The sequence below is a fragment of the Actinotalea sp. C106 genome (assembly GCF_023630195.1).
Classification (GTDB): domain Bacteria; phylum Actinomycetota; class Actinomycetes; order Actinomycetales; family Cellulomonadaceae; genus Actinotalea.
The window spans coordinates 1-5,612 of record NZ_JALPKN010000210.1 but is presented as its reverse complement, the minus strand read 5'-3'; the positions used below and the strand labels follow the sequence as shown (position 1 = coordinate 5,612).

The following is a 5,612-nucleotide window of genomic DNA, read 5'->3' as shown; positions in this document are numbered from 1 at the left end:
TCGCGGTCGGTGCGGGGGCCTCGGCGGCCCCCTCGCCACCGGTGCGGGCGACACCTCCGTCGTCCTGGTCCTCGCCCTCGCGGTCCGAGGCCGTGGCCTCGTCGGCCGGTGCCGGGGCATCCTCGCCCTCGACCTCTCCGGCGGGCCGACCGGCGTCGGGCCCTGCCTCGTCCTCCTCGACCGAGGAGCCTGCCGGGAGCCCCGGTGACGCAGCGGCCTCGACGTCGTCGGGTACGGCCTCGACCGGGGCCGAGGCCGCGGAGACGGCCGGGTAGGGCGCCCCGCCCATCCTCGTCCGGGGGTCGGCCAGACCACGGACGAAGGCGGCGAGGGAGTCGCGCCGCGAGTCGACCCGCCAGTCGTTGGTCACCCGCTCCCCGCCCGAGTAGGTGGTGACTGCGAGGTTGAACCAGGCGAACCCCAGCACGTCGGCGTTCTCGGGCTGGGCGAGCCCTTCGAAGAAGCTCGTCACCCAGGCCGGCTTCTGCCCGCCGACCTCGGAGGCGCCGATCTCGGAGAGCAGGATGGGCTTGTCGGTCAGGTCGCGCAGCTGGTCCAGGCTCCGGTCGAAGGTGTAGGAGAAGGTCGGGGTCTGGTCCGCGCGGTACGGAGGCCGGTAGTAGCCCGAGAGCCCCACCCAGTCGACGTAGTCGTCCCCGGGGTAGAGGCCCTCGAGGGTCGCGGGGTCCTGCAGCGTGGTCGGCAGGTTGTTGACGATGTTGGGTGCCCAGATCCAGATGACGAGGTCGCCGGCCCCCTCCTCGGAGAAGATGTCGTGCACGTGGCGCCACATCGCGACGAAGTCGCCCTCGCTGTTGCCGTTGATCGACTCGCCACGGCCGTCGACCTCGGACCACGGGTACCAGACGCCGTTCATCTCGTGGTTGAGACGGATGCCCAGCGGCAGGCCGAGCTCGGCGATGTCCCGGGCGTACTGGCGCAGGTAGGCGTCGAACTCGCCGTCGATGATCTTGGGCAGGGAATAGTCGGGCTCGCTGACCTGGTCGTTCGCGGCCGAGAACGGGCGAGACTCCCAGGTCAGGACGGGAAGCATCTCCCGCTCCCAGGCGCGGGTCACGGCGTGCGGCCGGAAGTCGCGGTCCCAGCCGTCGAAGTAGCCGACGAGGTCGGGCAGGACGCCCGTCTTGCTCGCGGCGTCGTCGAGCACGGCCCAGTTGAACGGGGACTGCTCGGTGTACATCCCGTAGTAGCGCTCCGAGGGGGACAGGAGCTCGGCCTTCGACGGCGCGGTCACGGGCTCGGGCTTCGGCGTACCGGGCTTGCTCGGCGTGGCCGGAGGGGTGCTCGGCTCGTCGGGTAGGGACGGGTTGCTCGGGTTGGCGGGGCCGTCCGAGGAGCTGGACCCGCCCCCCGCAGAGCCCGCTGAGCCCGAGGCCCCCGACGGGTTGGTGCCGGACCCCGTGAAGCCTGCTGTCGTGGCGCCTCCGCCCGCGGAGCCGGCGTCACCGGACCCTGACCGCGAGGCGGCAGGAGGGGCGAGCAGAGCCCCGGAGTCCTTGCCCTCCTCGGGCGGCTCGAGCAGGGCGACGTAGTCGCTCTCGTCCTGGGCGTCGAGCTCGGCACGGAGCTGGGCGACCTCGGCGCGCAGACGCTCCTCCTCGGTCATCTCGACGCTCAGGAGCTCCTCGGCCGAGCTGATGTCGATGGACGGCGAGGTCCACACGACGGCGGTCACCAGGAGCAGGCTCAGGGCCACCGCAGCGGTGCCGATCTTCCCCTTGGCGCTCAGACCTGAGCTGGTCCACCACTGGTTCGGGTGGAACTGGGTGGTCGTGGTGTCAGACATAGAGGAGTGCCTCCAGGAAGAAGATCGTGAATCCGATCAGGTACGGGATGCCGGCGAGCGGGTTCCACCGCCGGGCCCTCGCGGGGGCGGCGGCCGCCGCCGGGGCAGGGGCCGTGCGCGTCTCGCGCCGGGTGCGGGTCGCGACCGCGGCTCCGTCCGGGCCGGTGACGGTCTGCTCGTGCGAGGGGTCGAGTGCTGGGTCGGTGCCGTGCGTCGCGTCCGTCCGGTCGACCACGTCGACGGGTGCGTCCTGGCCGAGTCCCTCGAGCTCGTCCAGGAGCGCGTTGCTGGACCGGTCCGCGACCGGCTCGACGTCGCCGCCCGCGTAGGCGCCGGCCCGGGTGCCCCAGCCGGCGACATGGCCCAGGCGGAAGAAGCCGATCAGACGGATCGGCATGAGGAAGAAGGTCGCGGTGATGATGAAGACCGGCAGGCGGAAGAAGTCCGAAGGCTTCTCCTGCAGGTGGCGGATCTGCCGGATGGACATGCTGAGGACCGAGGAGGCGATCATGAGCCCGATCACCCAGACCCAGCCGACCTGGGTGCCGTAGGTCTCGAGGATGGCCTGGTAGAAGTTGATCCCGGTGCCCGAGACGGCGCGGTAGATCCAGCCGACGACCGTGCCGATGAGCAGGAACGGCAGCAGGACGTCGGCGATGAAGAAGACCGCCAGCCAGGGCGCGTGCCCGAGCATCCAGGGCATCATCCGCAGGGTGTTGTACTGCGATCCCCGCGACCAGCGCAGCTGCTGCTTGAACAGCTTCTTGATCTTGAGCGGGGCGTCGGTGTAGACGAGGCTCGTGTGCTGGTAGACCGTCCGGTACCCCTCCTTGAGGGTGAGGTTGGTCAGCGTGCGGTCGTCCGAGACCTCGAGGAAGACGCCCAGGAACTTCTCGGTCATGAACTTGTCCATGACCCGGACGAGGATGTTGCGGCGGAAGGCGATCGTGCGGCCGGGCAGGCAGCCGACCTGCCCGAGCACGCTCTGCGCCGGCATCGAGTACAGCGAGCGCGTGTTCTCGAGCCAGTCCGCCCAGCGGGTGATCCAGCTGCGCTCGGGCTCGAGGATCCGCTGGCGGGTCGTGACCCCGCCGACGCGGTCGTCGGCGAAGGGCTTGACGAGCTCTTCGAGGGCCCCAGGGGTCCACACGGTGTCGGAGTCGACCAGGACGGTGATGTCGTACTGCGAGAGCTCGGTGCCGATCTTGACGGCGTTCCGCTTGCCGGGGATGGATGTGTGCACCCACCGGACGAGGGGGGCGAACTCCTCGCACACCGCCTCGAGGACGGGGTTGTGGGCGCCGTTGATCACCACGATGATCTCGCCCGGCTGCTGCTCGACCATGCGGCCGAGCACGTCGCGGAAGAGGTCCTCGGGCTCGTCGACCACCGGGACGACGACGCTGGTGGTCTCGTGGTGCTCGGCCACCACGGGCCGGTACCGCCGGGACAGGACGACCTTGAGGATCCAGAGCAGCCAGACCAGGGCGGAGAAGGCCGCGAACAGGTAGTACTCGTTGCTGTCGCCGAGCATGTGCCGCACTTGCAGCAGGAAGATGAACACAGGTGTCCCCTCGCGGGCCGGAGTTGCTGGTGGGTTCTCTCGGCGCCGTCGGCGAGGGGTCTCGGGCAGGGCCCGGGCAGAGGTCCGTCGAGCCAGGCACTGGCGCGTGGGGACCGGTCCCGCCCGGTGCTCCTGGCGGTGTCACACATACTGTGACCCCGGGTGGAGGAACTCAAGACGCAGGTCAAGGCATGGATCGGGTGATCTTGAGGGGGTGTCCGGATCGGCCGTTCTGTCCTCGGGCAAATCAGGACAGTTCGCGTGCCCGTTCACGCAGATGGCGCACAGAGTTAACGCCAGCATGTGAGATCGATCTTGGGTGGATGCCGGCCGTCGGTCCTGCGGAGGTGGCGAGGGCGCGCCTGGGCGTGGATCGTGGCCGGTATCCGCGGTCCGGGAGCCGCGCCCGCCGCGGTCCTGCCGCGGTGCCTGCCGCGGTGCGGGCCGCTGCTCCGGGTGCGGGCACGGGCGGCTAGGCTGCTCAGGCACGGGATGTGGCGCAGGTTGGTAGCGCGTCCGCTTTGGGAGCGGAAGGTCGCAGGTTCAAATCCTGTCATCCCGACCCAGCGGCGGTACGGGTCCCACGGCGGCGAGGTCGGCGTCGTGCACGGGCGTGCCGTAGGATCGACGGGCCGTGCGCGCCGCTCCTGCGTGCCTGCACGCCCCTGGAGCGGGGATCGGCGAACGGTCCCCTCTCCCGCACCGCCGGGAGGACCCGGTGGAGACGATCCGAGCCGTTGGAGACCACTGCTGTGAAGAGCGCCGTCGAGACCATCGATGCCACCACGGTCAAGCTGACCGTCGAGGTGTCCCACGACGAGCTGAAGCCGAGCATCGACCACGCGTACCAGCACATCGGCTCGCAGGTTCAGATCCCCGGCTTCCGCAAGGGCAAGGTCCCGCCGCGCATCCTCGACCAGCGGGTCGGCCGCGCGGCCGTCATCGAGCACGCCGTCAACGACGGCATGGCCGGCTTCTACCGCCAGGCCGTGACCGAGGCGGACCTGCGCCCCCTGGGTCAGCCCGAGATCGAGGTCACCGAGATCCCCGCGCTGACCGACGCCGAGGGCGGCCTGAGCTTCACCGCGCAGGTCGAGGTGCGTCCCGAGATCGAGCTCCCGGCCCTGGACTCCCTCACGCTCACGGTGGACGACGTCGAGGTCACCGAGGCCGATGTCGACGCGCGGCAGGACGCGCTGCGCGAGCGCTTCGGCACCCTGGTCGGCATCGACCGGCCGGCCGTCGAGGGCGACTACGTCGTGCTCGACCTCAAGGCGACCATCGACGGCGAGGAGGTCGACTCGGTCAGCGGGATCTCCTACCAGATCGGTGCGGGCAACATGCTCGAGGGGCTCGACGACGCCCTCGTGGGTCTCTCGGCCGGGGAGACGACCACCTTCGAGAGCGCCCTCGCCGGGGGCGACCGCGAGGGCCAGAACGCCCACGTCACGGTGACCGCGACCTCGGTCAAGGAGCGTGAGCTCCCCACGGCCGACGACGAGTTCGCCCAGCTCGCGAGCGAGTTCGACACGATCGACGAGCTCCGTGCGGACCTGCGCGAGCAGGCCAGCAAGGCGAAGGCCTCCGAGCAGGCGGTCCAGGCCCGGGACCTGCTCCTCGAGAAGCTCCAGGGCGACCTCGAGATCCCGATCCCGAACGGGGTCGTCGAGGCCGAGGTGCACCGTCACCTCGAGTCCGAGAGCCGCCTGGAGGACGAGGAGCACCGCACCGAGGTCACCGAGCAGGCCCGCGAGGCCCTCGCGACGCAGATCCTGCTGGACACGCTCGCCGAGAAGCTCGAGGTCAAGGTGGCCCAGAACGAGCTGCTCGACTACCTGGTCAACGCCTCGCGGCAGTACCAGATGGACCCGAACACCTTCATCAAGACCGTCGACGAGCAGGGCCAGATCCCGGCCATGGTCGCCGAGGTCGGGCGTTCCAAGGCCGTCGCGGTGGCCCTGCGCCAGGTCAAGGTCGTGGACGGCTCAGGCGCCGAGGTCGACCTGACGGAGTTCATCGGCTCGGACGAGGACGACGCCCAGGACGCCGTCGCCGCCGCGCAGGCCGAGGTCGAGGCCGCCGTCGCGGCCGCCCAGGCCGACGCCGACGGTACCGACGAGGCCCCGGCCGACGAGGACGAGGCCACCAAGGCCTGAGCGAGCTCGCTCGTACTGCGCGCAGGGCCCCGGACGCTCGTCGGCCGGGGCCCTGCGGCGTCGGCGGGGCATCACCAGGGCGAAG

General features: G+C 70.7%; 3 protein-coding genes and 1 tRNA gene. 2 read left to right on the top strand and 2 right to left on the bottom strand.

Going from position 1 to position 5,612, the window contains the following annotated elements:
- On the bottom strand, positions 1–1,807 hold a 1,807-nt coding region (locus L0B03_RS13160; RefSeq protein WP_250446486.1), incomplete at its 3' end, for a glycosyl hydrolase.
- Positions 1,800–3,371 carry a glycosyltransferase gene (locus tag L0B03_RS13155; protein ID WP_250446483.1) on the bottom strand — a complete coding sequence of 524 codons (1,572 nt, stop codon included), beginning with the start codon at positions 3,369–3,371 and terminating at the stop codon, positions 1,800–1,802. The genes L0B03_RS13160 and L0B03_RS13155, both read right to left, overlap by 8 nt.
- A gap of 488 nt (positions 3,372–3,859) precedes the next feature.
- On the opposite strand from L0B03_RS13155, the gene L0B03_RS13150 reads away from it, so the two are divergent.
- Both L0B03_RS13150 and tig read left to right on the top strand, forming a co-directional pair.
- Positions 3,860–3,933 (top strand) — tRNA-Pro (locus L0B03_RS13150).
- Between the two features lie 190 nt (positions 3,934–4,123).
- Positions 4,124–5,527: a trigger factor gene (gene tig / locus L0B03_RS13145; RefSeq protein WP_250446480.1), complete on the top strand. Its 1,404-nt coding sequence runs from the start codon at positions 4,124–4,126 to the stop codon at positions 5,525–5,527.
- Positions 5,528–5,612: the final 85 nt, after the last annotated feature.